Raw genomic sequence first — 26,217 nt, 5'->3', positions numbered from 1 at the left:
CCAAACTATTGTTTTTTAATAGTTAAAATGAAGCAACCCCATCGAACTGTTCATAATTTAGATACGCCTTTGGTCTTATTTTTTTTATCAAATTATGCTTTAATACAGCCACTTTTTTTTCATCTTTTCATCTCTGCAGTAAATTTTATTGCTGAGATTGTACTTTGTACAAACGTGTACATATTTGAGATAGGCCTCACCATGACCCAAGTGAACGCACCAGAATTCGTTCGTCACCCTAAGCTTATTGCGTGGGTGGAAGAAATTGCAAAATTAACAAAACCAGCGAAAATTGAATGGTGTGACGGCAGCGAAGAAGAATATCAACGTTATATCAACTTGATGATCGCTAACGGCACAATGCAAGCGCTTAACCAAGAAACGCATCCTGGTTCTTATCTTGCTAATTCTGATCCTTCTGACGTTGCTCGTGTTGAAGGTCGTACTTACATCTGCTCTGAAAAACAAGAAGATGCTGGCGCAACAAACAACTGGGAAGAGCCTGCTGAAATGCGTGCTCGTCTAAATGGTTTGTTTGACGGCTCAATGGCAGGTCGTACTTTATATGTAGTACCGTTCTCTATGGGCCCATTGGGTTCTCATATTGCGCACATTGGTATCGAATTAACTGACTCTCCTTATGTAGCAGTTAGCATGTCTAAAATGGCTCGCATGGGTAAAGCTGTTTATGACGTTCTTGGTACAGACGGTGAATTTATTCCTTGCGTACATACTGTTGGTGCGCCGCTTGCTGATGGCGAAAAAGATGTTGCATGGCCTTGCAACCCTGAAAAATACATCGTTCATTACCCAGAAACACGTGAAATCTGGTCTTACGGTTCTGGTTACGGCGGTAACGCATTGTTAGGTAAAAAATGCTTAGCTTTACGTATTGCTTCTTCTATGGGTCGTCAACAAGGTTGGTTAGCAGAACATATGCTGATCCTTGGTGTGACTAATCCTCAAGGCGAAAAACACTACATCGCAGCGGCATTCCCTTCTGCTTGTGGTAAAACAAACTTCGCGATGTTGATTCCACCAGCTGGCTACGAAGGTTGGAAAATTGAAACTGTAGGTGATGATATTGCTTGGATCAAACCAGGTGAAGATGGTCGCTTATACGCAATCAACCCAGAAGCAGGTTTCTTCGGTGTAGCACCTGGTACAAATACCAAGACCAACCCGAACTGCATGGCGACATTGACTAAAGATGTCATCTATACCAACGTTGCGGTAACTGACAACGGTGAAGTATGGTGGGAAGGTCTTACTAAAGAAGCACCTGCCAACCTAACCAACTGGAAAGGTCAACCACATGTTGCTGGTGAAAAAGCAGCTCATCCAAATGCGCGCTTTACTGTTTCAGCGGGTCAATGTCCTTCTATCGATGCTGACTGGGAAAATCCAGCAGGTGTTCCAATTTCAGCGTTCATCTTTGGTGGTCGCCGTGCGGACACAGTGCCTCTAATCTCAGAAGCATTTGACTGGGTAGATGGTGTTTACAAAGCTGCAACTATGGGCTCTGAAACAACTGCTGCCGCTGTTGGCCAACAAGGTATTGTTCGTCGTGACCCATTCGCAATGCTTCCATTTGCGGGTTACAACATGGCGGATTACTTCTCTCACTGGTTAGAGCTTGGTGAAGAAGTTGCAGCGAAAGCTAAAGCTGCGGGGAACAAACTTCCAGGCATCTACAACGTGAACTGGTTCCGTCGTGATGCTGAAGGCAACTTCGTATGGCCTGGTTTCGGTCAAAACATGCGTGTTCTTGAGTGGATCATTGACCGTTGTGAAGGCCGTGCTGATGCAGTTGAAACACCAATTGGTTTAGTTCCAACTTATGAACAGTTGAACTGGACAGGTTCTGACTTCACTAAAGCCCAGTTTGACCTTGTGACTTCTCAAGATAAAGATCAATGGATCAAAGAGCTTGAAAGCCATACTGAGCTATTCGACAAACTTGGTGAACGCCTACCAGCGGCACTTAAAGCTCGCCAAAACGAACTTTTAGATGCTGTTAAGCAATCTGCTTAATCTTTAAATTAAGCCAAAAAAGACCGCGTAAGCGGTCTTTTTTTAATCTCTTTATAATTTTAAAACTTTATAACTCAACAAAAATTTATCACGCTAGACATGGCTTACACAGAAGTAACCACAACTTCATATTTGCGCAATCAAAGGCATACCGGATTCAACTCAATTTGAAATCAAAAAGCGCATCAAAGTCGCTAAAGGCACTTATGGCAGCGTGGTTGAACTCTATCCGCGTTTTGCTGAACGTGCACATCAAGTCGGTGGTAACGTCGTCATTAACTATAATGCCAGCCAACGATTTGGCTTTTGGCCTTGGCGTATTGTCCGCCCAGTCGTTTGGGGAACGGCTGTAAAATGGAAGACACCTGTAGACTGTAAACAGCTCGGCGGTATCGAAATTTAAATCTAAAAAAGCCGCGATAGCGGCTTTTTTAATAGAACAAAATCAAGTGTAACCATGACATGCAATCAACATTATGCAGCATCGCCTTGCATACGACGTAGGTGTAAATCCTGCAAGTAGATGTCTAAAGCTTGAGTTTCTAGTGCATCAAATTTTAAATACAGTTTAGTCCGTCGTTTTAAAATATCTTCACTGCTGATGGCCCACTCACGTTTCACCACATAATCCACTTCTTGCTGATACAAGCCATGGCCAAAAGACTGACCTAAAGTTTGTACATCTTTGTTCTCACCAAGCATATGCCACACTCGACTACCATAACTGTTTGCCCAACGATGTGCTGTTTGAGACTCTAGCCCTTTGATTTCATGCATCAACTCTGCACATAAAACCTCGACTGAACTAAAACCATCTGCACCAGGGAGTTTTGCCTCAGCCGTCCATTCTACTTTCATGTGTGGAAAATAACGTTTTAGCTGTAGCAAAGCCGCTTCCGCCAACTTTCGATAAGTCGTTAACTTTCCACCATAAACAGATAACAATGGCGCTTCATCCGCAACAGATTTAGACATTGCCAGTACATAATCACGTGTCACTTTAGAGGCTTGTGTACTTGCATCATCATACAGTGCCCTTACACCTGCAAAGCTTGAGATTACATCTTCTGGCTGTAATTGAAGCTTGAAATGATCATTAATCACATCAATCAAATAAGCCGTTTCCTGCTCGGTAATGTGGACATAATTTGCATCACCCTCAAACTCTACGTCCGTGGTACCAATCAGGCTGTAATCATCTAAATAAGGAATTACAAACACAATGCGTTGATCATCATTTTGTAGAATAAACGCATGCGGTTCCGGGTATAAACGCTTCACAATAATATGACTGCCCTGAACCAATCGAATACCCGCCTTTGGTGTTTGGAACAGTTGTTGTTGAATAAAATCTGTGACCCATGCACCCGTTGCATTAACCAAAGTTCGAGCTTTAATTTGGTAGTGTTGTTTTTGATGCTCTAAGGTTAGACACCACACACCCTCCTGCTGAACTGCAGAAATGCATCGGGTTTGTGTTCGAATTTGAGCCCCTAACTCATGCGCTTGGATTGCATTAACTACCACCAAACGCGCATCATCCACAGTACAATCTGAATATTCGAAACCACGTTTAATGGTGTCTTTTAAGGGACTGTCGACATTAAAATGAACAAGCTCTGAACCCTCTAATGTTTCTCGTTTTGCCAAATAATCATAGATAAATAAGCCTGAACGAATTAGCCATGCAGGGCGCAAATAAGGCAAATGCGGCATAATAAAACGCATAGGATGGATCAAGTGTGGGGCTTTTTTTAAAAGTACTTCACGCTCTAATAGCGCTTCACGCACCAAACGAAATTCTTTCTGTTCGAGATAACGCAATCCACCATGAATGAGCTTGCTACTGGCTGACGAGGTATGACTAGCTAAATCATCTTTTTCGCAGACGAAAACACTTAAACCACGGCCTACAGCATCATTTGCAATACCCACCCCATTGATGCCTGCGCCTACAACGGCAATATCATAAATGGCATCTGTGTCTTGCATATTCACCTCTCTCATTGAGTTATTGTGTTATTTTTGTTCTTCACGCTAAACTTAACATCAAAATCCAACCTTGTCATATTCCAAAGCCAGTCAAATCAGAGAAAATTCGTTATTCTAAATAAATTAATAACTGCATCTATTTTTACAATTTAATTTTTAATTTTGACTATTCAGTGAAAAGTCGACTAATTTCCAAGCTAAAAACACTTTCTTTTCTAAAAATCAACATTCACCATAAAATAAAAAAGCACTATAACCCTTTGTATTTTAATTGACTATTCATATATTAAAAAACCACAAGAGTTTGTTTTAGATAAGTAAAACGATAATTTCCCATTAAAATAAAGATATTCATTAGAAAAACTTAACAGCATATAAATCATACCAACATTTAGACTAAAGTCGAATGAAGTCCAAGGATAAGGGGCGTATAACGAAACAGAATTTTTTGTTTAATCTTAAAATATATTGTTTTAACTTTTTCTACTTAAAAAAGTTAAAAGATGTATTTTCCGAACTTATCCTTGGGAAATTTTTGTGACTGATCTATCTCCCCAAACTGCTCCAGTAAGCATCGATAAAAAAACCCGTTTAAAATCGATTCTCGGTGGTTCAGCTGGCAACTTAGTTGAATGGTATGACTGGTATGTCTATGCCGCATTTACCTTATATTTCGCGCCACAGTTTTTCCCTGAAGGGGATGACACGGTAAAACTCTTACAAGCTGCAGCCGTCTTTGCACTGGGCTTCCTGATGCGTCCTATTGGCGCGTGGATCATGGGAATTTATGCAGACCGTAAAGGACGTAAATCAGGTCTTACCCTGTCTGTATCTTTAATGTGTGTAGGATCTTTGATTATTGCCTGTGCACCCACCTATGCCAGTGTGGGTATGCTCGCACCTGCCTTATTGCTCTTTGCCCGTTTATTGCAAGGTTTAAGTGTTGGTGGAGAGTACGGTTCAAGCGCAACCTATTTAACGGAAATGGCTGGGAAAAACCATCGTGGTTTCTTCTCTAGTTTTCAGTATGTGACTCTCATTTCAGGTCAGCTCTTGGCGCTGTGTGTGTTGATCATTTTACAACGCACCATGAGCGAAGCACAGTTATCTGAATGGGGATGGCGTATTCCCTTCTTCATTGGTGCTGTACTTGCCATTGTGGTGTTCTGGATTCGTCGTGGTTTGGTTGAAACCCAATCCTCAAAAGATGCACAGGAACAAGCTAAAAATGGTGGCCCAAAATCTAGCGCACTTGCTTTATTTACCAAATATCCAAAGCAAGCGTTCACCGTAATTATGCTGACTGCAGGTGGAACACTGGCATTCAATACCTTTACCACGTATTTACAAAAATACTTAGTCAACACCTCAGGTTTTGAGAAAACCACAGCAACAGAGATCACCACAGCTGCAATCTTTGTCTTCATGCTATTGCAACCTGTGGTGGGTGCACTGTCTGATAAAATTGGTCGTAAACCAATTATGATCACTTTTGGTGTATTGGGTGTACTGTTCACGATTCCAATTTTCAACGGTCTTGGTTCAACCAACAGTCCAACAACCGCATTCATGCTATGTATGAGCGGTATGGTAATTGTAACGGGTTATACCGCAATTAATGCCGTAGTCAAAGCAGAGCTCTTTCCAGCACATATTCGTGCACTAGGGGTTGCCCTACCTTATGCGATTGCAAATACCATCTTTGGTGGCACAGCAGAGCTTGTAGCGTTGAGTTTTAAAAATGCAGGACATGAAAACTACTTCTTTTACTACATCACCTTCATGATTGGTTTATCTCTACTGACTTATATCTTTATGAAAGACACCAAAAAGCACAGTATGATTACCGATCATTGATGCTTAAAGTAAGTGTGTAAGTTAATAAGCTAGACATAAAAAATGCCTTCTCGAATGAAGGCATTTTTTATGTCTGATCAATTTTTTGCCGAAACTTGATCGATTGAATTATCGTGAATTACACCCGCGTATGGCATACTAAGAACAAGAATAATGTTAGGAACTTTTTATATGAAAAATACGTATAAACTTTTAGGCTTAAGCTGTATCGTTTTAGCAGTATCTGCATGTCAAAGCACGCCTCGCCAATACAATGGCAATGTTGGCTATCAAATTGAACATCAATCCGAATCGAGTGCTACCCTTGCTTATACGCTTGCTGCTCGTAAAAATCAGCAACTCGATGAAAACAAATTACAACGTGCTTGCCAAAAAGTTTTAGGTTCACAAAAGAATTATAAATTGGCGATTTTAAGTATTAATGAAATTCCTAACACCGCAGCGGATGTTCCCGAATATGGCCGCCAAATTGGTCAAACCCGTGCCACTTTCGGTTTAAGCAATACACCCGACTTACACCAAGGTGAGAACATTGCAACACGTGAGTCACTTGAAGCACGCCCAAGCACACTACATGTTGTACGCTATACCTGCTCTTAAGACCTTCTAATATAAAAAAGGGCTTAGTGCCCTTTTTGAGCATCTAACGTTCGATAAAAACTCACATTACGAAACTCTGGTGACTCATTTAGATCTGGCCAAGTTGTTGCACTACGCTCATCAAGCTTCATGTATTGCGGATGACTAAAATTTTTAACACGACTATCTGCCACCCAAACTTCAGGTGCAAACTTTAAAAACTCATCTAAAAAGAAACGATTGCATTGATCATATAAAACATCGGCAGCCAATAGAACATCAACTGGTTCCGATTGATACAAGTCATCCAAATACTCTAGCTCTACGTTATTGAGTTCCGCATTAGCACGGCAAGCATATAAACTCACTGCATCAATATCGCAACAAATCACACGTTTTGCACCCGCTATTTTGGCTGCAATCGCCACCACACCTGAACCTGCGCCAAAATCCAACACCACCTTATCTTTGACATGATGAGGCTCTGCCAGTAACCACTGCGCCATGGCTAGGCCTGAAGCCCAACAAAAGATCCAATATGGCGTTTCATTCCAAATGCGACGAATGATTTCATCATCCAGTTTATCGGTTGGAAATACGGGAGGAATGAGCCACAGGGAAATAGATGTTTCAGGAAGCTGTTGCGCAAGCAATTCACAGTGTGGAATCACTTCATGCAAGGCTTGAAGTAAATGATCTGGGGCTTTGGGGAATTGGAAAGTACAGCTCATAAGTTGTTGAGTATTTTTATGCTTTTACTGCAGGATCTTGCAGCTAAGATTTGGATTGAGGAATTAGCCTTCGGCTAGACCTACTTTTGTTTTGGCAAAAGTAGGCAAAACCATGGTCATTCGCTGAACTCGTTAAACACCACCATCTATTTAAAATAGTCGCAGAAACATTCAATAAACAATAAAGTCTTAACTCAAACAACAGCGAATGACGTTTTCGTGTATCTAATACTGGCTTCAAGGCAGCATTAGACCACTTAAAATAATTAAGCTAAAGCTTTCTCAGCCGCTTCAACCGTTTGACGAATTAGTGTCGTAATCGTCATTGGGCCAACACCACCTGGAACAGGTGTGTACGCAGAAGCCACTTCTTCAATACCGACCAATTGAATGTCGCCTACCCCACCACCATCACGTGGATGGAAACCAGCATCAACAACTACTGCACCTTGTTTGATCCAATCTTTTTGAATCAATTCTGCCTTACCAACCGCGCCCACGATAATATCAGCTTGTTTCACAAAGTCAGCTAAGTTTTGAGTACGTGAGTGACAGATCGTTACGGTCGCATTGGCTTGAAGTAGCATCGCAGCCATTGGCTTACCTAAAATTGCAGAACGTCCTACAACGACAGCATGCTTTCCAGTAATTTCGATATTGTTTTCTTGCAAAATAGTCATAATACCTGCGGGTGTCGCAGAACCATATGCTGCCTCACCCATAGCCATACGACCAAAACCAAAACAAGTTACGCCATCCACATCTTTGGCAAGAGAGATTGCATCAAAACATGCACGCTCATCAATTTGTTCAGGCACTGGATGCTGAAGCAAAATACCGTGAACATCAGGATTGGCATTCAGTTTTTCAATTTCAGCCAACAATTGTTCAGTGGTGGTCTCTTTTGGCAGTTCAACTTTAAGTGAGTCCATACCAACACGACGGCAGGCATTTCCTTTCATACGAACATAAGTTGCAGATGCACCATCGTCACCCACCAAAATTGTCGCAAGAATTGGGGTACGACCTGATTTTGCTTTGAGCGCTTCAACGCGAGTTAACAAGTCAGCTTCAATTTGTTTTGCCAATGCACGACCATCTAAAACTAATGCCACGGCACATCTCCAAGTGTTGATATGAATCAATTTTGCACATAATACATGATAATTTTAAATATTTTTCGCTATATGCTGTTTTTATGCGCATACGAATGAAAGCACTATTGTTTTTTTTTCAGAGCTTGCTAATATACGCATCAACAAGACGCGGCGGGGTGGCAGAGTGGTCATGCAGCGGACTGCAACTCCGTGGACGCCGGTTCGATTCCGACCTCCGCCTCCATCTTGTTAAAGCCCGAGTGGTGAAATCGGTAGACACAGGGGATTTAAAATCCCCCGCCCACAAAGCGTGCCAGTTCGAGTCTGGCCTCGGGCACCATTCTTATACTTCTAAGTATGGTGCATATAAAGAACCCAGCGTTAAGCTGGTTTTTTTATGCCTATAGAAAAAGCATAATACAATGCACAAAAAAAGAGAGCACATTGACTCTCTTAAAAATAATATCTCATTTGTTTATCACGATAAGGGTGGTAATAAGTAATGTTGCAGATCTTGTTCTAATTTTTCTTGAAAATGAGCTGGCTCAATAATTTTAATGTATGGAATCCAATAACGTACCAAAGGTAAAAGTTGCATTTCATGACAAATTTGACAATCAATTAATAAACCACCTGATACATCTTCTAGTACAATTTGTTGCTCTGGCAATAACAGACGTTGCTTAAAATATAAAGCAACTTCAGGTCGCACCGATCTTTTCACCGTTTGCTTATGCTTTGCAAACCAAATCCCCTCACTGAGCTCTAATTGGGTCAAAACTTCTAAATGGTGCTCGAAAAGCTCCGACTCATGTACAACCACTTGATCTATTTTACTTAAACGATAAGCACGTAATTCATCAGTTACAGCTGCGGCCAAATACCAACTTCCCTGATGATGAATTAAACGATACGGGTCAACATGGCGTAAACGATCATTATAAATAAAACTGATTTTTTGACGCTTATGAATCGCGCCCGCAAAAACCTGAAAATGTTCAGCAAATTGCTGTGCATTTTCATAATAATAACCTTTGGCAGAGAACACTTGATTCGCACGCTCATCAAGCAGGCCACGTAGAAAAGACATATCTAGAGATGGATAGAGCTCACCAATCCCAGAAAGCTGCGCAAAGTTCTGAATGTCTTGTAGCTTAAAGCGCCCAAGATAAACAGGATCTAAGAAGTACTTCTTGGTATATTCATCTTGAAGTAAAGGCAAATACGTATTGAGACGATCAAAATCTCGCTCTATCGTTCGCGTACTCACCTGAAATTCATGTGCTAGTTCTGCAACCCCTAATTGATATCCAGTATTTAATTTAGTCAAAATATTCGCTAAACGCTCCGCAAGGCGTTCATGTGTTGAAGCTTTACGCTTCATATTGCCCTCGCTGCACAATCAATGTTGTGTCTTTATTTATAGTTAAATGCCTAAGCATTATATTCAATATAAGTCACTGAATAATATTAAGTAAAAGACAAACGGTCAGCTTTCAAGCTATGTCATGTTTTTATCAAAAAAAAATCGATCAATGTTTTTTAGATTTCTTCTTCTTTACTACAGTTTGCTGATGCGCTAAACGCTCTATATAACGCTCAAAATGAATTAAAGCTTTATATAGCTTATGTAACTCATCAGGTAAAACACTATTATAGATAACCGCCTTATGCAAGCGCTTGAGCGCACGGAAACCATGCGCATGTGTATATGATGTCGATAAAATTTTCATGACAACCCTCTTTTCTGTTTTATTTTTCATTTAAAACCACGTAAATTTGTCAGGTTTAAATTTAGTTGCAAATTTACACCACAGTTTTGACAGGTTGTGTCGAACAATTATCATTTTTTAATCTTTGTTAAATTATTTTCTATTTTCAGTACATTATTTTTATTTTTTGGCAAAATTTTAGGCAAAAAAAAGCTGACACTAGGTCAGCTCTACTTTTTATACTATAGAAATATTACAGAATTTTTACCACAACTTTACCCACGTGCTCACCCGTATCCATGCACGCATGTGCTGCTTGAATCTGATCGAACTCAAAAGTTTGATAAATCATTGGCAAGCACTCACCTTTGGCCCATAGCGGTGCTACATGATCTTGTAAACCTTGTGCAATCTCCGCTTTCTCAGCGGTATTTCGTGCACGCATGGTCGAGCCTGTAATGGTTAAGCGCTTCATCATAATTTGCCCCAACTTAACCTCTTTGGCTTTTGCCCCCCCTAAAAAGGCAATATAAACCAAACGTCCATCGCGGCGGAGCAAGTTCAAATTTTTTTCTAAATACGGTGCACCCACCATATCTAAAATCACATCCACACCAGCATTATCCGTTTTCTCATTGATCAGGTGTTCAAAGTCTTGGGTTTTATAATTGATGGCATCTGTCAAATTTGCAATGGCTTGTACTTTTTCATCGCTGCCAACGGTTGCAAAGGTTTTAATGCCCAATGCTTTACATAACATGAGTGCCGTGGTGCCAATACCACTGGTTCCACCATGTACTAACACCACTTCCCCTGCTTTAGCTTTACCCATTTGGAACACATTCGCCCAGACCGTGAAAAAAGTTTCAGGAATAGCCGCCGCTTCCACAAAACTTACATTTTCTGGAATATGTAAAGTTTGACTTTGTGGAACTACACAATACTCGGCATAACCACCACCATTGGTCAAACTACAAACTTTATCACCCAATTTAAACTGTGTAACTTCAGCTCCAATTGCAACGACCTCACCTGCAACCTCAAGTCCTGGCACTTGCGTTACCCCAGGCGGCATTGGATATAAACCCTGACGCTGTAAAATATCTGGACGGTTAATACCAAACGCATGAACCTTAACCAAGACCTCGTCTGCTTTTGCTTCAGGGATCGTCACTGTTTCATATGCCAGCTTATCCACACCACCCGGCTCTGTAATAATGACCTGTTGCATCGTTTCTTGTGACATGATTTATTCCTAACTCTTACGATATTTTTCAAGTTTCATAGACCTATTTGATCATAGAAATAAATTGAAATGAAGAACACCGTACTTATGTATAGTGTGAAGCCTATTTTGCTACGTGATAGCGCTGATCATTGATAAAAAAAGCAAGCTGCGACTGCTCTCGACATCCCTCTCAAGCATTACTTAGAACGATTCGGGCCAAATGAAAAACACAGGTATTCAGTTGCGTGGCTGATCAGGCAAAGATACAAACTGCATTAGAAATTTACGAACCAAAGGCAAAAACACCATAATCAGAGGAAATGCAATCAACCAAGATAAGCTCCAGCTTTTGAGCCAAAGATTGAAGAAATTATGCACTAAGCCTTTATTTAGCAGCAAGTTAAAACCAGAAATAGAACCACTCATCAGACCTGAAAGCAATAAAGGCATTAACCAATTTAAGTGTTTGATATGAATTTTGGGGAGCGTGTTGAACATAATCGACCTGAGTAAATAAAAATTAGCTTTGGCTTGGCGTTTTAACGGTTTGTTTTAAAGTTTTCATAAACTGCCCAAAATGTGGCATAAAATCTTTAAAGAGTGGAAAGTTTTTATGCTCTAGCATCACCTCACTAAAGAGCTTTAGACCAACAGCAAATGATTTCGCTGCTTCAGCATCCAGCATTTGACTGTTTTGAATCACCTGTAACACTTTAAAAATATCGTCGTGGTTGTAGGTGTTAAAACTCAAAGTATCGGTATAGGTCGATGGGTTGCCTTGAGCATCTGCAATGTGTTTGAGGGTGACTTCATAAGTATGTTGTTTCATTCTGTTTTCCTAGAGACGTGCAATATTCACTGCTGCTTGATCGATTTGTTCTGCAATAACACGAATTTGTTCAGCACTTAGCTCACTGTGTTGGATCTTGAGCTTTAGGGAAGCTTTGAGATTTTCCATCGCACGTTTAATATCAAGATATTGTTCATTATTTTGAATTTGTTTACGCGTGTCGAAACGAGATAAAATCTTTTCCACATTTGCTTGCTCAACCTCAAGATGCTTCAAACCCAAGGTTGTTATACGGTATTGCTTACGTTCAGCGCCATCTAATGCGACCTGAACAAACTGTTGCTCTTCCAAATAATTCAAGGTTGGATAGATCGTTCCTGCACTTGGGCAATAGCCCCCTCCCACAATTTCACCCACCTCTTTAATGAGGTCATAGCCATATTTAGGTGCAAATGAAATGAGATGTAAGGCTAAAAGTTTCATCTGACCCACTTCAAATAGGCGCTGTTTACGTAACACTGGCGCTATTTCCAAATCAGTAAAGGGTTCAACTTTTTGTGCTTTAGACATAAACAAGATACATCTTTAAATTACTAAGATATATCTTAAGTTGTTTTTTAAGAATTGCAACCTCAAGCCCTGAAATAGAACATCAAAATTTAAAATCAAATAGGTAACCGTGAAGGATTACTTGATATTTTTAGATAAGATTGCTGAACAGTTGCAATACCGCTAAAATTTAACCTCTGTTTTCACGTTCACCCCCCCTCAAGTGAACTCTGACAAAACTCCTAAAATTCAGAATTAAATTAAAATGACAGATCAACTTAGAAAAAAATTTGAAAACCTACAACTCAATGCTGGGCAAGGCAAGATCAGTGCATTTCTTTCTATTTCCTTAGGCTTTTTGGGTATTCTTGCTGCTTTATGTTTTTTATTCCCCACTGTGCTCACCACACCAGAACTACGCCCGCTATATAGCAAACACTATGATGTTTTCTACTACACCTTACTGTTCGGTATCATCATCAGTGCTGGTTTTGGTACCTATAGTGCGATCATTAAACAGAATAAATATGGTTTTTATGGTTTATGTATCACCATTTTAGCGGCTGTTTTAGGTTGTGGATTAATCAAAGCACCGACATTACCCACTTTGCCATTTTATGCAGGTTTTGATTATTTCGTTATTACTTTAATCATCCTTGCTTTAGTCTTTATTCCGCTTGAAGGATTCTTTGCGAAGAACACTGAACAGAAAATTCTGCGCGTTGGCTGGGTCACAGACATGAAATATTTCATGTTTAGCCATATTGGCATTCAGCTTTTTTCGTTTTTAACGGTCATGCCTATTCAGTATTGGATCACACATATTCCCAATAATCCGATTGTGCCTTATATGCAGGCACAACCGATTTGGTTGCAGTTTATTGAGTTATTGATTGTGGTGGACTTCACCACCTATTGGTTACACCGTGCGATGCATGAAGTGAATTTTTTATGGCGCTTTCATGCCATTCACCATTCAACGGAACAAATGGACTGGCTAGCCTCTTCACGCTTACACATCGTTGAAGTGTTAATGACCCGTTTTATCGCAACCTTACCAATTTTCTTGTTAGGTTTTCATACGTCTGCTGTCTTTGCTTATTTGGTCTTTATTTCTTTCCATGCCATTTTTATTCACTCCAACGTGCGTTTCCGCTTTCCCTATCTGCGCTGGTTGATTGCAACACCTGAATTTCATCACTGGCATCATTCTTCCGAAAAGCCTGCGATTGATAAAAATTATGCAGCCTTTATTCCACTTTATGACGTGATTTTTAAATCGATTTATATGCCTAATCATTTGGCCAGTGTATACGGCACCGTCGGCTATAAAATTCCAAACAGTTTTGTGAAGCAGTTTACTTGGCCATTTAAGCGCTATGTGAATAAACTGAAAAAACGATTTAATAAAGAAAGTTAACTTGTTGTGATTCGATTAGTTAAAATATGAATTAAAAATTAGTTTTTATTAATTTCTTCTTCAAGAATCATAAAATTACTAAAACACGATTTCTAGCTCGAGTCATACTCACATAAAAGTTATTTTTCTGAAGTACTCCATTATGATAAAGATCATCCTTTCTTATAATAATATTATCAAACTCTAACCCTTTCGATGAATGAATAGTCATTGTCACATGCCTTCTTGTATCCCGAAAGAAATTTTTTGTTTCTTCTAATTTACTTAAAGCACAATAGCTTTCATATACTTGACTACTTAGTTCAACAAAATTTATCATATCTAAAAAAATATACAATAAATCAAAAGACTCTGTTTTAATAAACGTGTTTAAATCATCCTTAAGTTTATCTATCTCTTTTTGTTTATATCTATCAATATCTACCTGTAAGTCTTCCATTACGTTATAAAAAAAATATTTTTTTTTAAATTTTAATTTCAAAAGACATATTGCAATTTCCTGTACTCCGGAATTAACATCTCTAGAAAATGATAATTCCTTTAATATGGAAAACTTCCCATCATAATCATGCAAATCATAATTAGTTTTTTTTAAAAATGCGATCGACTCATACTGAAGCTTTTCAACAATTTCATCCAACTTACTGAGATTAGTTACTATATAACCTTTCCCATTCTCACAATAGTTTTTATCTGGGAAACTATATGATATAGCAATTTCATTTATAATATTATGGCATCTAAAGTTCTCAGATAAAATAAAACTATCAAACCTAGAATCATCTTTATATTTTTTAAAGGTTTCAGAACAAGCTCCCCTAAAGCCATATAAAGTCTGATTAGGATCGCCAACCATCAAGATTTTAATCTTGCAATTTATTAAAAATTCAACAATAGAATATTGCTGGATATTATTATCTTGCGCCTCATCAATAAAAACAGCATGAAATTTCGATTTCAAAAATTTTTTTAAATTTATCTTATTAAGTAGAAAAAGAGCATGCTGTAGTACAAAATCATTTTTACCACTAGACCCCATGATAATTTTATTATTTTTAAAAGCATCTAACCACTCAATATATGTATTAGCTCTTTTTTGGAAAGACTCCCTAACTTCATTACAAAAATATGGGTCGAAAGGGAAAACATTTTCAAAAATAAACCCATGAAATGTTGTAATGATAATTGATGGATGATTTACTTTAGAAATCAAATCATCTTTAGATTTATTTGTAAACGTAAGTACTGCCAATTTCTTCCATGGACGACTTAGCAATATTTCCCTTTTTGCTTTTTCAACTAATGTAGAAGATTTTCCAGATCCGGCACAAGCTGAAACAATTATATTTTCCGAAGTACAATCTAATATTCTCTGTTGTTCCAATGTAAAATCTAAACTAGGCATGCTTTTACTTCTTTTAAAAAATCAAATCTTGAATTTTTGAATATTATTTCAAATAGTTCTTCATTTTCTTCTAAAAATAAAAACATATTGTGCCATTTTTTATATTGAAGTTCTGACTTCAATTCCTCTAAATCAACAACTTCACCATTAAGCGAACAATTACTTATTCCCTCATCCAATAAAGCATTTACAATATCATTTTCTAAATCAATTTCAGCCAAAAATATATCATGTTCCAGTTTAAGATTCTCAATTAATGGTTGAAAGTGTTTGTGTAGATCTTTCTTCTTCTTATTCAAAATTATTTCACCTTCATCTTTCCTACCTTTTAGCTCTTCAGGAATGATCTCAGTAAGGTTCTTATTAACTATTTTTAAGCAGCGTTTTAATCCATAAATATCATTCTTATATATATCATTATCCGTTCGAACGATAATCTTGATTCCAAGTTTTTTAAGTAAATCTCTATATGGTTTAAAATTTGTACCAAGCACTGGTAAAACATACAGTTTTTGAAACTGGTTTTTACTGAGTACACAACTTAAAATAGAATCACACAAAAGTTTTTCCGAATAACCTTCAACCAATAAAACACAATCCGCAAAGTATCCTTTACTGAGCCCCTCAGCATACATTTTTTTTAGATTATGATATTCACTACTTATCTGTGCCGAACTACTGATAGTTTTTCTTAAGGGCATATTTTTCTGGCGATACAACCTAACTAAATTACAATCTATACCAATATGATACAGTAGCTCAGATGAGTGGCTTGAACAAAAAATATACTTAATATTTAAATCATCAAATAATGTTCTAGATAAGTCTATTTGCGCACTTAAAAATAAATGATTTTCTGGTTCTTCTAGAATTAAGATGGGAATTTTTTTAATAGCTTCTTTCTCTAAAAAATAATGTAACATTGCGTACATTATTTTCTTCTGTCGACCATCTCCAGATGCTGGATAAAGATGATCATGGTCACTTTCAATTGTATAAATTTTAAGTTGCTTGTATAAGTCATCAACTACAGATTGAGATGTAATTGTTACTTTGTATGCATCATCAAATACTTTTAAATTAGTGTTTATCACTTCTTCAATTTTACAAACCGTTGTCAACTCTTGAATCTTTTCATTTATCTTTTGAAAATTTTCATTTATCTCATTTTTGAGAATGAAGTCATGTTCAACTTCTTCTATATCTTTTAAAATTTCCTTTCTAATATCATTGAAAACCCTTACTGTTTCCACGTGAGAAGGTATGTAAACCACGCTAAATACATCATCTAAAACCAAATAGTTAATGCCTTTAGCTTTTATTTCTCTTAAATTATCTAAATCATCTCCCCAATAAAATTGCTTTAAAGCTCCCTCATCTTCTTTATTATCTATTTTTAGCTTTATATAAAAATTTTGTGATTCTTCTTGTGTTCTTGCCTCTTGTACTTTAGCTATAAGCTTTTCAACATCATCTCCATCAAAATGTGATATATCTAAACCTACAATTATTTCAATAGCCGAACCCATATTTTTATTATGAAAATCACTACTATGTATTTCATCTAATCTTATCTTCCTATCAAATATCATTCTTAATGAATGCAATAGATTACTTTTACCAACATCATTCATCCCTAAAATTATATTTTTATCTTTGAGCTCAATATAAATATTTTCAAAATTTCTAAAATTTTTCAATGTCAAACTTTTAAACATTTAACTAAACTCGTTTATTTTTCATGCATTATTACCACTATTTTTTAATTTTTCAATAAAAAAACCCACCTTACGGTGGGTTCCTTCAAATCAGCTCAATCTCTTATAGACGAACCAATTCAACAATTTTATCAGCTAGCTCTTCAACCGCATCTTGAGTGAATGCGACATCTGTACCATCGACAAGGTCAGTCACCACAACCACACCTGTTTCACGTACTAGTGCAACCTGATCAGCAGTTAGACCTGCTTTCGCAATCGCAACCACACCTTGTTGAATTAACAAGTTTTCAAGTACTTGTGCATTTTCAAGTGCTTTCACAGATACAGTTACCGCAGCAGGTTTTTGACCTAAACGTGCAGCACGATCTTCCGCTGTGACAGGGTTGCTGTATGCAGACCATTCCACAGACTCTTCCACCATACCCGCACCAATCGTCACGTTGTTTAAACGGTCGATGAAGATAAACGAACCTGTATAACGACTGTCTTGGTAGCGATCAAATACGACAGGCGCATCAAACTCAACAGTGACATTGGCAATGGCATTCAGCTCAAGGCTATCCACTTGTACTTTTTCCAATGTATTTACATTGGTACGGTAGTTAATTGCGGTCACTTTTGCAGGAACAGTTTGCGTGCCTACTTTTAAGTTATAAAGCTTACCAATCACCAGTGGTTGATCTGCCATCCAGACCACAGTAGCATTCACTGAACGTGAAATTTCTGGCGCAGTTTGATCTGCACGTACAAGCACGTTACCACGCGAAATATCAATTTCGTCATTCAGCGTCAAGGTTACCGCTTGACCTGCAACGGCACGCTCTAAATTACCATCATAAGTGACAATTTCTTTGATCGTTGATGACTTACCCGATGGTAAAGCCACGATTTTGTCACCTACAGATACATCACCCAACGCAACCGTACCACAGAAACCACGGAAGTCGAGGTTTGGACGGTTTACATATTGCACAGGGAAACGGAAATCGTTAGTCACCGAACTGCGGTTAATTTCCACAGACTCAAGCGTACCCATCAAAGTTTCGCCTGTGTACCATGGCGTATTTGGTGATTTATTGACAACGTTATCACCATTCAATGCTGAAATAGGCGTAAAGATAATGTTGTTTGGCTTACGGTCACCGAGTTGTGCAACAAAACCTGCATACTCTGTCTGAATTTCATTGAAGCGCGCTTCAGAAAATTCAACTAAGTCCATTTTGTTAATCGCAACAATAATGTTCTTAATGCCCAGTAAGCTTGCAATATAAGTATGGCGACGCGTCTGAGTTTGTACACCATAACGCGCATCAATCAAGATAATCGCAAGATCACAGGTTGACGCACCCGTTGCCATGTTACGCGTGTATTGCTCATGTCCTGGCGTGTCGGCAATGATGAACTTACGTTTTTCAGTTGAGAAATAACGATAAGCAACATCAATGGTAATACCCTGCTCACGCTCAGCTTGTAGACCATCTACAAGGAGTGCTAAGTCAGGTGCATCGCCTGTCGTACCGACTTTTTTAGAGTCACGAGTCACCGCTTGCAATTGATCTTCATAAATCAATTTTGAATCGTAAAGCAAACGACCAATTAAAGTTGACTTACCATCATCGACGTTACCGCAAGTCAGAAAACGCAATAAGTCTTTATTTTCATGTTGTTTTAGATAGCCCAAGATATCTTGGCTAATCAGTTCTGATTGATGAGACATTGCTCAAAACTCCACATATTCTTTAGAAATCGGTTTTTAATCTCTTTAATCCCTCTAAATCTCCCTTTGTTAAGGGAGACTTTCCCCTTTACAAAACAAGGGCTTTTCTCCTCTCTTAGAAAAAGATGAGCAGCACTGCTGCGCAAGGGGAGAGATTTATAAACAGTTAGAAATAACCTTCTTGCTTTTTCTTCTCCATCGAGCCCGCCTCATCATGGTCAATCATACGACCTTGACGTTCAGAGCTGGTTGCAAGCAACATTTCTTGGATAATTTCAGGTAAGGTATTTGCCGTTGACTCAACTGCACCCGTAAGTGGGTAACAACCAAGAGTACGGAAACGTACCGATTTCATTTGTGGAACTTCGCCTTCTTTTAAAGGCATACGTTCATCATCAACCATAATCAGGGTGCCACTACGCTCAACCACAGGACGTTCTGCAGCTAAATAAAGTGGAACCAATGGAATGCTTTCCAAGTAGATGTATTGCCAAATATCAAGCTCAGTCCAGTTTGATAGTGGGAATACACGAATACTTTCACCTTTGTTCACTTTACCGTTGTAAAGATTCCAAAGTTCAGGACGTTGGTTTTTCGGGTCCCAACGGTGTTTCGAGTCACGGAATGAATAGACACGTTCTTTAGCACGTGATTTTTCTTCATCACGACGCGCACCACCAAATGCCGCATCAAAACCGTATTTATCAAGTGCTTGTTTTAAGCCTTGAGTTTTCATGATGTCGGTATATTTTGAGCTACCATGGTCAAATGGGTTAATGCCCGCATCTTTCCCTTCTTTGTTTTGATGTACGATCAAATCAAAGCCATGGGTTTTTGCCATGTTGTCGCGGAAAGCAATCATGTCTTTAAATTTCCAGCCTGTATCTACATGTAGAAGCGGAAATGGAAGCTTGGCAGGATAGAACGCTTTAAGCGCCAGATGCAGCATGACTGCTGAATCCTTACCAATAGAATAAAGCATCACTGGGTTTTCAAACTCAGCAGCTACTTCGCGGATAATATGAATACTCTCAGCTTCAAGCTGTTTAAGATGAGTAAGTCTTTCCTCATTTAATGACATTGACAGCACCAACTCACAAAAATCGTGTACTTATTACACTTTTAAAAATATATATTCATTATAAAGATTTAGTTATACACACTATTGCTTGTTTTATTATATTTATATGCAAAAACCTCATATAAAACAAAATTGATAAGCCCTATAAGTTTTATTTAACAATAATATATCACTAAATAAACTCAAATATTACATCAACTTCATTCAAAGCACTAAGCCTGTTCACGCTTCGATTCTTCATCTATGTTTCTGCTAGGTAATACATCTACAAATACCTAGTGTAGGTTTCATTTACGTTCTATGTATATGACTTACCAAACTCGCAACCTAGAATACTAAAAAGCACACTCAATACAGACCAGCTTGTTGATTTTATATATCAACATGATAACCCCAAGTTTGGATTCCAATTATTTCAAGATTAATCCGTAAAACATAAAAAGCCCGCAATAAATGCGGGCTTTTTATGTTCATATCAAACTTAGTTTTTATGACGCATGTGTGGGAACAGAATCACATCACGAATACTTGCTGCATTAGCGAATAACATGACTAAACGGTCAATACCAATACCCTCACCCGCTGTCGGCGGTAAGCCGTACTCAAGTGCTTCAACAAAGTCTGCATCGTAGTGCATTGCTTCATCATCACCTGCGTCTTTTTCTGAAACCTGTGCTTGAAAACGCTCAGCTTGGTCAATCGGGTCATTCAACTCGGAGAAACCATTCGCAAGTTCACGACCACCAATAAAGAACTCAAAACGGTCCGTAATGTGTGGGTTATGATCATTACGACGTGCCAATGGCGAAGTTTCAGCAGGATATTCTGTAATGAAAGTCGGTTGACGTAGCTGAGTTTCAACAGTTTCTTCAAATACGATGGTTTGAAGTTTGCCCAAACCAAAACCTGGTTTCACCTGTTCTTTAAGTTCTTCTTGCACAAATTTTGCCAAGAATTCACGATCATTGACATTTTCAGGCGTGAACTGTGGGTTGTGTGCTAGAATGGCATCAAACATTGAAATTTTCTTGAATGGGCCTTTGAAGCTATATACTTCTTCACCATAAGGCACATCAGTTGAACCCAAAATGTCCAACGCTAAACGCTCAAGCATATTTTCGGTAAGTTCCATCAAGTCTTTATAGTCTGCATAAGCTTGATAGAATTCAATCATAGTGAATTCTGGGTTATGACGCGTCGAAACACCTTCGTTACGGAAGTTACGGTTGATTTCAAACACACGCTCAAAACCACCGACCACCAAACGTTTTAAGTAGAGCTCAGGCGCAATACGTAAGAAAAGTGGCATATCCAAAGCATTATGATGCGTTTCAAATGGACGCGCTGATGCTCCACCTGGAATCACATGCATCATCGGTGTTTCTACTTCCATAAAGCGCTGTTCAGTTAAGAACGCACGAATGCCTGAAACCACTTTGGCACGAATTTCAAAAGTCTTACGTGTTTCCTCGTTCACAATCAGGTCAAGATAACGCTTACGATATTTAACTTCAGTATCGTTTAGACCATGGAATTTATCTGGAAGTGGACGAAGCGACTTGGTTAAAAGCTCAAAGTGTTCAATATGTACATAAAGGTCACCCTTACCTGAACGACCAATATAACCTTTCACCGCGATAATATCGCCAAGATCTAAGCTCTTAATGGTTTCTAGGGTTTCTGGTGCTAACTCTTTACGCGCTACATATAACTGGATACGACCCGTCATATCTTGGATCACGATGAATGAACCGCGGTTCAACATCACACGGCCCGCTACAGACACATAAACATGCTCTGCTGCTTCAATTTCTTCTTTGCTTTTGTCTGCAAATTGATCTTGTAAGTCTTGCGCATAATGTTCACGTTTAAACGTGTTTGGCCATGGGCTAGTGCCCGTTTGTTTGGCTTGATCTTCAATCTGCTTTAACTTGGCATGACGCTGTGCAATTAAATCGTTTTCGGAAATGGCTTGTTCAGAAGTCGATTGAGCGTTTTGTTGCGTCATCTCTGCCTCGTGTATATGTATTAAAAAACGGAAGTTGCATAGCATAGCAGAATTCCAGACGAATGAGCATCATCAAAAACCATGCGGTATATAAAAAAGTATATATCCCGTTTATTTCAGAGCTAAGAACCCACCGTATAAAAGGTCTGTCTATTTCTTAGACCAAAAGCTAACTTCATTTCACGGTTAATCCCTCTACAATGGACATTATAAATCGTGGAAAAGTAAACTTTTCTCCACTCATAAAATAATTTAGTTTTTTAATTGAATGATAAATCATGAGCAGATGCGAATCTAAAATTTTGTTTTTGCATGGATTAGACTCCTCACGCGAGTCCACTAAGTTCCATGCCATTGATGCAAAGCAGAAATTTTGTATCGATATCGATTATCGCTATCTCAATTTTTCTACCGTAGCCAGTTTCTACGACGATATTATTGAAAAAATAAAACCTGAAATTATTGTTGGGCATTGTATTGGTGCATATTGGGCATTGAAAATGTCGCTGCTACATCAAATTCCATGTGTGATTGCCAACCCACGCTTAGCCCCTGACTTTCGCGATGATTATCCGAGTATTAATGATACTGACTTAGACCACAATGTACCGCAAGTGGCCTACTTGGAGCTGGGAGATGAATTAATTGATATGTATGCAGCACAGGAAATTTTAGAAAATTATATGTTGATTCAAGCGGTTGAAGGTGGACATCACCGACTACTTAAACCTGAAAATATTAATCAGCTAATTGAACATTTAGAACAACAATATTTATATAAATAAAAAAAGCCTTGGATGTCCCAAGGCTTTTTAATGTGCTTATGCAGCAACAGAGTCTGGTTTCGATTTATCATCTAACACTGACCAAATCTTTAAACCTAAGTCAGCATGCAAATCAGGCAAATCAAGAAAAATACTGGCACCGAGCACTTCATGATTACATTTTGCCACCAACTGTTTAACGGCTTTTAATGTACCGCCTGTCGCTAAAACGTCATCCACAATAATCACTTTTTGCGATGGGGTATTGGCTGCCATTTCTAAACGGTCTAAACCATATTCCAAACTATAACCCACGCCCACCACTGGTGGTGGCAGCTTGCCCGCTTTACGCACCAACAATAAACCTTTACCTAAACGCTGTGCCAATAAGCTCGCAAGGACAAAGCCACGCGCTTCTACAGCAACAAAACTGTCTACTTCCGCCAACTGTTCAGCAGGAATACTTGCAATTAACGCGTCGGTTAAAGGCTCAATATTGCTCATAAACAATGGTGTTAAATCGAAGAAGCAAATCCCAGGTTTTGGAAAATCTTGGACCGTACGAATGTGCGACCACAACGTTGTAGACAAGTTGTTCATAGGAGATCAATAAAATTTGAAAAGGAATAGATGAATTTTACAGCTTTATCTGTTAAAAAAACAGTCAAGTACTGGCTATGCAGCCGACCGAACAACCAAAATATTTATGTAAATTATTGTTTTTAATTAAATCATTTATTTAATAAATATTAGGTATAGATGTACTCAATATTAAAATAGCAATTTAACTTTGAGTTTACAGCACGACCTTAGTCTATACATCAATAATTTTATAAGGCTAGCTGACTGAAAAAACGCATCTTTTTTAGATGTAATCATCTACAACCTTCACCCATTCGCAAAACGTGATCTGGTTTTAAATGATACGTTTTGTCCTGATTATCGCTTTTAGCCGATAGATTCAATCATTAAACTCCGATATTTACTTTACATTCGTATTAGAACTGCGTAAAAATTTAGGTTAGCGAAGCATGCTAACCACTCAGATGAATAGCAGCTTGCGTAATGGATTATTTTGCTGAACCCTTTCTTGTTCAGCGTTTTGGAGAGTCAAATGAAGAAGTATCAATGCATCGTGTGTGGATGGATTTATGACGAAGCAGAAGGTTGGCCACAAGATGGCATCGTGGCGGGAACAAAATGGGACGATATCCCTGACGATTGGACTTGCCCAGATTGTGGCGTGTCAAAAATCGATTTTGAAATGGTTGAAATCTAATTCATAGTGTTAAAGACCATGCAGCATGGTCTTTTTTTACGTCTTTAAAATAATCTCTGGAGAACCTTATGCATCCCATCGTCATCATTGGCTCAGGTATGGCAGGCTATGCTGTAGCACGTGAATTTCGCAAGCTGAACCCTGAACAAGAGCTGCTTATGCTATGTGCAGATGATGCGACTAATTATGCCAAACCAACGTTGTCCAATGCCTTTGTTGCCAACAAAGCGCCTGAACAGATTGCTTTGGGTGATGCAGAGAAAATGGCAACACAACTGAAAATGCAAATTGCCACGCATACTTGGGTGAAAGAGATTCATGCTGAACAACAGCAGTTAACTCTTGTTAAAGATGGCGCTGAATCTACACAGCCCTACTCTCAATTGGTTTTAGCGGTAGGTGCAAACCCAATTCGCTTAGCCATTGCTGGTGATGGAAGCAATGATATTCAAGTTGTCAACAATCTAGACGACTATAAAGCCTTCCGTGCAGAACTTGAAAAACGTGCAGACAAGCGTGTAGTCATTTTAGGTGCAGGTCTCATCGGCTGCGAATTTGCCAATGATTTACAACATACAGGCCATCAAGCTACCGTCATCGACTTGGCAAACCAGCCTTTGGGCCGTTTATTGCCAGCGCATGTCTCAAGTGCCTTTAAAGAAAACCTTGAAGCAACGGGTATTCATTTTGCCCTTGGCACTACAGTTGAAAAAGTGTCTAAAATTGAAAATGGTGACTATGTTGTGACCTTGGCCAATGGTCAGTCTTTGGTTGCAGATGTAGTCTTATCTGCGATTGGCTTACAACCGAGCATCTCCCTGGCAAAAGAAGCAGATATTCAAACCAGTCGTGGCATTTTGACCAATGCACAACTTGAGACCAATCAGCCGCATATCTACGCTGTCGGAGATTGTGCTGAAGTGAACGGACTCTTGCTACCTTATGTCATGCCAATCATGCAACAAGCACGCGCTTTAGCCAAAACCTTAAATGGTGAGACCACTGCGGTGCATTACCCTGCTATGCCTGTAGCCGTTAAAACACCCGCTGCGCCGCTCACTGTTTTGCCTGCGCCAATCGATGCAGAGGTGAACTGGGAAACTGAGGAATTAGACGATGGCATGATTGCCAAAGCCCTAGACAGTCAAGGTACACTTCGCGGCTTCGTACTGCTCGGTGCAACCGCAGCGAAACAACGCTTAGCATTAACAAAACTGGTTCCAGACTTGATTCCAGCACAGATTTAGAGTTTAAATAAAAGGACATTTATAACAATAGATGTCCTTTATGTGAGGATTACAATAATGAATAGCGCACTCCAATATAATCTTTCACCCTATACCTCTTTCATGCGCGAAACCAAAGTCGACTTAGGCAATGGTATTGAACTCCATGTCGAAATCGGTGGCGAAGACCATCATCCGACCATTGTTTTGATCATGGGCTTAGGAGCACAGCTCTTATTTTGGCCTGATTTCTTCTGTAAATCTCTGATTGATCAAGGTTTTCGTATCATTCGCTTTGATAACCGAGATATTGGTTTATCTTCAAAAATTAAACATCAAGGTCCACGCTTAAACACCCTCAAACTGATGGGTCGTTTTGCTTTAGGTTTAGATAACCGTGGTGCACCTTATGACTTATATGACATGGCTGACGATGTGGCACTGCTTTTAGACCGTTTAGGTTTAGATGAAAGTTATGTGATTGGTGCATCCATGGGGGGTATGATTGGGCAAATTCTAGCAGCACGTCATCCACAGAAGGTCAAAAAGCTCGGCCTAATGTTCACCAGTAACAACCAACCTTTACTGCCGCCGCCTTTTCCAAAGCAACTCTTTAGTCTAATTGGGCGACCTGAATCGACCGATGAAGAAGGAATTGTAAGCCACTCTTTGAAAGTGTTTAAGATCATTGGCTCGCCTGATTATCACAATCCAATCGAGTCAATTCAGACTTCTCGCAAATTATATCGCCGAAGTTATTACCCTGCGGGTGTACTTCAACAGTTTTTAGCAATATTATGTACAGGTTCTTTATTGCAACTGGACAAACAGATTCAACAACCGACCCTTGTGGTACACGGTTCGCGAGACCGTTTACTCCCGCCTAGTCACGGAAAGGCCGTTGCAAAGGCAATTATGGGCGCTAAATTTGAATTAATTGATGGAATGGGGCATGATATCCCACCGCACTTCATTCCAAATCTTAGCGAATTATTTGCACAACACTTTAAATCATAATCATTAGGAC

At 38.9% G+C, this 26,217-nt stretch carries 23 protein-coding genes, 2 tRNA genes and 1 pseudogene; 11 read left to right on the top strand and 15 right to left on the bottom strand.

Annotated features, from left to right (window positions below; genetic code table 11):
* The first annotated feature begins 201 nt into the window (after positions 1-201).
* Together AC4CUX_RS12735 and AC4CUX_RS12730 are read left to right on the top strand one after the other, a co-directional pair.
* Positions 202-2,034: a phosphoenolpyruvate carboxykinase (GTP) gene (locus AC4CUX_RS12735; RefSeq protein WP_004694340.1), complete on the top strand. Its 1,833-nt coding sequence runs from the start codon at positions 202-204 to the stop codon at positions 2,032-2,034.
* A 130-nt stretch (positions 2,035-2,164) separates the two neighbouring features.
* Positions 2,165-2,437: pseudogene (locus tag AC4CUX_RS12730) on the top strand (hypothetical protein); the annotation flags it as partial.
* Positions 2,438-2,508: 71 nt separating this feature from the next.
* Here AC4CUX_RS12730 and glpD read toward each other — a convergent pair.
* Positions 2,509-4,026 (bottom strand): glycerol-3-phosphate dehydrogenase, encoded by a 1,518-nt coding sequence (gene glpD, locus AC4CUX_RS12725; protein ID WP_151836897.1) that lies wholly within the window; start codon positions 4,024-4,026, stop codon positions 2,509-2,511.
* A gap of 537 nt (positions 4,027-4,563) precedes the next feature.
* On the opposite strand from glpD, the gene AC4CUX_RS12720 reads away from it, so the two are divergent.
* Together AC4CUX_RS12720 and AC4CUX_RS12715 are read left to right on the top strand one after the other, a co-directional pair.
* Positions 4,564-5,883 (top strand): MFS transporter, encoded by a 1,320-nt coding sequence (locus AC4CUX_RS12720; RefSeq protein ID WP_058952087.1) that lies wholly within the window; start codon positions 4,564-4,566, stop codon positions 5,881-5,883.
* A 171-nt stretch (positions 5,884-6,054) separates the two neighbouring features.
* On the top strand, positions 6,055-6,483 hold the full coding sequence (locus AC4CUX_RS12715; RefSeq protein ID WP_078425449.1) for a hypothetical protein: 429 nt from the start codon (positions 6,055-6,057) through the stop codon (positions 6,481-6,483).
* Between the two features lie 23 nt (positions 6,484-6,506).
* Here AC4CUX_RS12715 and AC4CUX_RS12710 read toward each other — a convergent pair whose 3' ends face one another.
* Positions 6,507-7,193 (bottom strand): class I SAM-dependent methyltransferase, encoded by a 687-nt coding sequence (locus AC4CUX_RS12710; RefSeq protein ID WP_201706234.1) that lies wholly within the window; start codon positions 7,191-7,193, stop codon positions 6,507-6,509.
* 266 nt (positions 7,194-7,459) lie between these two features.
* Entirely contained in the window at positions 7,460-8,308 is an 849-nt protein-coding gene (folD, locus tag AC4CUX_RS12705; RefSeq protein WP_201706233.1) for a bifunctional methylenetetrahydrofolate dehydrogenase/methenyltetrahydrofolate cyclohydrolase FolD, read from the bottom strand.
* Positions 8,309-8,460: 152 nt separating this feature from the next.
* Between folD and AC4CUX_RS12700 the strand changes: the two genes are divergently transcribed.
* Together AC4CUX_RS12700 and AC4CUX_RS12695 are read left to right on the top strand one after the other, a co-directional pair.
* Positions 8,461-8,534 (top strand) — tRNA-Cys (locus AC4CUX_RS12700).
* A 10-nt stretch (positions 8,535-8,544) separates the two neighbouring features.
* Positions 8,545-8,630, top strand: a tRNA-Leu gene (locus AC4CUX_RS12695).
* 138 nt (positions 8,631-8,768) lie between these two features.
* Here the strand turns inward: AC4CUX_RS12695 and AC4CUX_RS12690 are convergent.
* The 6 genes from AC4CUX_RS12690 to AC4CUX_RS12665 form a co-directional block, all read right to left on the bottom strand.
* A complete protein-coding gene (locus AC4CUX_RS12690; protein WP_490792449.1) occupies positions 8,769-9,674 on the bottom strand; it encodes a helix-turn-helix transcriptional regulator in 906 nt (301 codons plus the stop codon).
* Positions 9,675-9,822: 148 nt separating this feature from the next.
* Entirely contained in the window at positions 9,823-10,053 is a 231-nt protein-coding gene (locus tag AC4CUX_RS12685) for a hypothetical protein (protein WP_406935408.1), read from the bottom strand.
* Between the two features lie 202 nt (positions 10,054-10,255).
* Positions 10,256-11,248: an NAD(P)H-quinone oxidoreductase gene (locus AC4CUX_RS12680; protein WP_201706231.1), complete on the bottom strand. Its 993-nt coding sequence runs from the start codon at positions 11,246-11,248 to the stop codon at positions 10,256-10,258.
* Positions 11,249-11,467: 219 nt separating this feature from the next.
* Positions 11,468-11,728: a DUF2798 domain-containing protein gene (locus AC4CUX_RS12675; RefSeq protein ID WP_125281208.1), complete on the bottom strand. Its 261-nt coding sequence runs from the start codon at positions 11,726-11,728 to the stop codon at positions 11,468-11,470.
* Between the two features lie 22 nt (positions 11,729-11,750).
* A complete protein-coding gene (locus AC4CUX_RS12670; protein ID WP_201706230.1) occupies positions 11,751-12,059 on the bottom strand; it encodes a DUF3861 domain-containing protein in 309 nt (102 codons plus the stop codon).
* A gap of 9 nt (positions 12,060-12,068) precedes the next feature.
* Positions 12,069-12,590, bottom strand: a complete 522-nt coding sequence (locus tag AC4CUX_RS12665) for a PadR family transcriptional regulator (protein WP_201706229.1) — start codon at positions 12,588-12,590, stop codon at positions 12,069-12,071.
* Positions 12,591-12,834: 244 nt separating this feature from the next.
* Between AC4CUX_RS12665 and AC4CUX_RS12660 the strand changes: the two genes are divergently transcribed.
* Complete coding sequence (locus AC4CUX_RS12660) at positions 12,835-13,989, top strand: sterol desaturase family protein (RefSeq protein WP_201950786.1); 1,155 nt, start codon at positions 12,835-12,837, stop codon at positions 13,987-13,989.
* 67 nt (positions 13,990-14,056) lie between these two features.
* Here the strand turns inward: AC4CUX_RS12660 and AC4CUX_RS12655 are convergent, their stop codons facing one another.
* The 5 genes from AC4CUX_RS12655 to lysS form a co-directional block, all read right to left on the bottom strand.
* Entirely contained in the window at positions 14,057-15,394 is a 1,338-nt protein-coding gene (locus AC4CUX_RS12655) for a UvrD-helicase domain-containing protein (RefSeq protein ID WP_195728795.1), read from the bottom strand.
* On the bottom strand, positions 15,382-17,112 hold the full coding sequence (locus tag AC4CUX_RS12650; RefSeq protein WP_114837886.1) for an ATP-dependent nuclease: 1,731 nt from the start codon (positions 17,110-17,112) through the stop codon (positions 15,382-15,384). Before AC4CUX_RS12650 ends, AC4CUX_RS12655 begins: the two co-directional genes overlap by 13 nt.
* A gap of 103 nt (positions 17,113-17,215) precedes the next feature.
* Positions 17,216-18,832 (bottom strand): sulfate adenylyltransferase subunit CysN, encoded by a 1,617-nt coding sequence (gene cysN, locus AC4CUX_RS12645; protein WP_151835827.1) that lies wholly within the window; start codon positions 18,830-18,832, stop codon positions 17,216-17,218.
* Positions 18,833-18,998: 166 nt separating this feature from the next.
* The gene (gene cysD / locus AC4CUX_RS12640; RefSeq protein WP_004694369.1) at positions 18,999-19,913 is read right to left on the bottom strand and encodes a sulfate adenylyltransferase subunit CysD; all 915 of its coding nucleotides are present in this window, start codon (positions 19,911-19,913) and stop codon (positions 18,999-19,001) included.
* Between the two features lie 481 nt (positions 19,914-20,394).
* Positions 20,395-21,921 (bottom strand): lysine--tRNA ligase, encoded by a 1,527-nt coding sequence (gene lysS / locus AC4CUX_RS12635; RefSeq protein ID WP_062034107.1) that lies wholly within the window; start codon positions 21,919-21,921, stop codon positions 20,395-20,397.
* A gap of 278 nt (positions 21,922-22,199) precedes the next feature.
* Here lysS and AC4CUX_RS12630 point away from each other — a divergent pair, with 278 nt between their 5' ends.
* Positions 22,200-22,706, top strand: a complete 507-nt coding sequence (locus AC4CUX_RS12630) for a YqiA/YcfP family alpha/beta fold hydrolase (RefSeq protein WP_010326266.1) — start codon at positions 22,200-22,202, stop codon at positions 22,704-22,706.
* Positions 22,707-22,742: 36 nt separating this feature from the next.
* Here the strand turns inward: AC4CUX_RS12630 and AC4CUX_RS12625 are convergent, their stop codons facing one another.
* Complete coding sequence (locus AC4CUX_RS12625; RefSeq protein ID WP_151835828.1) at positions 22,743-23,285, bottom strand: adenine phosphoribosyltransferase; 543 nt, start codon at positions 23,283-23,285, stop codon at positions 22,743-22,745.
* Between the two features lie 514 nt (positions 23,286-23,799).
* On the opposite strand from AC4CUX_RS12625, the gene rubA reads away from it, so the two are divergent.
* The 3 genes from rubA (at position 23,800) to AC4CUX_RS12610 (ending at position 26,207) form a co-directional block, all read left to right on the top strand.
* The gene (rubA, locus tag AC4CUX_RS12620) at positions 23,800-23,964 is read left to right on the top strand and encodes a rubredoxin RubA (protein WP_004694381.1); all 165 of its coding nucleotides are present in this window, start codon (positions 23,800-23,802) and stop codon (positions 23,962-23,964) included.
* A gap of 68 nt (positions 23,965-24,032) precedes the next feature.
* Positions 24,033-25,211 carry an NAD(P)/FAD-dependent oxidoreductase gene (locus AC4CUX_RS12615; protein ID WP_151835829.1) on the top strand — a complete coding sequence of 393 codons (1,179 nt, stop codon included), beginning with the start codon at positions 24,033-24,035 and terminating at the stop codon, positions 25,209-25,211.
* 57 nt (positions 25,212-25,268) lie between these two features.
* On the top strand, positions 25,269-26,207 hold the full coding sequence (locus tag AC4CUX_RS12610; protein WP_004694383.1) for an alpha/beta fold hydrolase: 939 nt from the start codon (positions 25,269-25,271) through the stop codon (positions 26,205-26,207).
* Positions 26,208-26,217 lie beyond the last annotated feature (10 nt).

The sequence above is a fragment of the Acinetobacter sp. 231_lipA genome (genome assembly GCF_058243005.1).
The sequence above is the reverse complement of the archived record's forward strand: the minus strand, read 5'-3'. Positions and strand labels throughout refer to the sequence as shown.